At 59.0% G+C, this 1419-nt stretch carries 1 protein-coding gene; it reads left to right on the top strand.

The features are described from left to right. Positions 1-191: 191 nt before the first annotated feature. A complete protein-coding gene (locus GFB48_RS17085; protein ID WP_003261205.1) occupies positions 192-1178 on the top strand; it encodes an IS5-like element IS1021 family transposase in 987 nt (328 codons plus the stop codon). Positions 1179-1419 lie beyond the last annotated feature (241 nt).

Genomic DNA, 1419 nt, shown 5'->3' on the forward strand with positions numbered 1-1419 from the left:
CGGCGTGCGAACCGTACCATCGCATACTCTCGCACATACCTGTTTTCCTGGATCAGGAAACTATCGACCATGCCGGCAAGTTTCTGAAGGCAGTGCTTTGCTAGGGAAACGCTGATTTATCAGTCTCAGCCGTCATCGCTGACGCAGCTGAGGCCGTTGTAGCAGGTAGCTCACGGAACGGAGCCATAGTGATGAAGCGGCAGATGAGCTTTGCAGAAGCGGAAAGCGCAGGTAAGAAGCGCGTGACCAAACGCCAGCGCTTCCTGGCAGAGATGGAGAAGGTCGTGCCGTGGCAGCGCTTGCTGTCGGCGATTGGGCCCCACTATCCGAGAGGCGAGCGAGGTCGCCCGCCGATTGGTCTGGAGAGGATGCTGCGGATCTACTTCCTGCAGCAGTGGTACGGGCTGTCGGACGAAGGTCTGGAAGACGCGCTGCACGACAGTATGGCGATGCGAGCCTTCGCCGGCATCGATCTGGCGGTCGAGGACGTGCCGGATGCGACCACGCTGTTGAAGTTCCGACGCCTGCTCAACGAACACGACTTGACGCGAAAGCTGTTCGACGAGATCGGCATCATGCTGTGCGAGCGGGGGCTGATGATGAAGGAAGGCACGATCGTGGATGCCACCATCATTGAAGCGCCGCCGTCGACGAAGAACGCCGACAAGAGCCGCGACCCGGAGATGCATCAGACCAAGAAAGGCAACGAGTGGCACTTCGGAATGAAGGCGCATATCGGAGTCGATGCGTCGTCGGGCTTGGTGCACAGCGTGGTTGGCACGGCAGCCAATGCGTCCGATGTGTCGCAGGCCCACGCGCTGCTGCATGGCCACGAGACGGATGCGTTTGGCGATGCGGGCTACACCGGCGTTGAGAAGCGCGACGCGATGCAAGGCAAGCGAGCGACGTGGCATGTCGCGATCAAGCGCGGCAAGATCAAAGCGATGCGCGAAGGCCCAATCAAGGACTTGCTGATCGCGGTGGAGCGAACCAAGGCACAGATTCGGGCTCGGGTCGAACATCCGTTCCATGTCATCAAGAATCTGTTTGGTCATCGCAAGGTTCGTTACAAGGGCTTGGCCAAGAACACGGCGCAACTGTTCAGCCTGTTTGGTTTGGCCAATCTGGTGCTCGCCAGGAGGCAGTTGCTGGCCAGTCCTGGGAGCATTGCGTCCTGAGCGCGCAAAGCGCGCCAAGATAGGTGCGAAAGCAGCGAAAAACCGTGCTGAATCGAAGCATCCCTTCCTCAATCCGAAAAACCAAGATGGCATGACTCGCGATTCCATTCGCCGACTTCATTGATCAGCGGTTCCCTAGAGGCGAACCAAGAGTTCAAAGTTGGCCAGGCAGCTCCGCCGAGAACGCCTGTAAATCGCGGGCCGCCGGTTCAGTTGAGTGAATCTCGACACCAGCCGACAA

Origin of the sequence: Paraferrimonas sp. SM1919 (assembly GCF_010993985.1) — a bacterium.
GTDB lineage: Bacteria > Pseudomonadota > Gammaproteobacteria > Enterobacterales > Shewanellaceae > SM1919.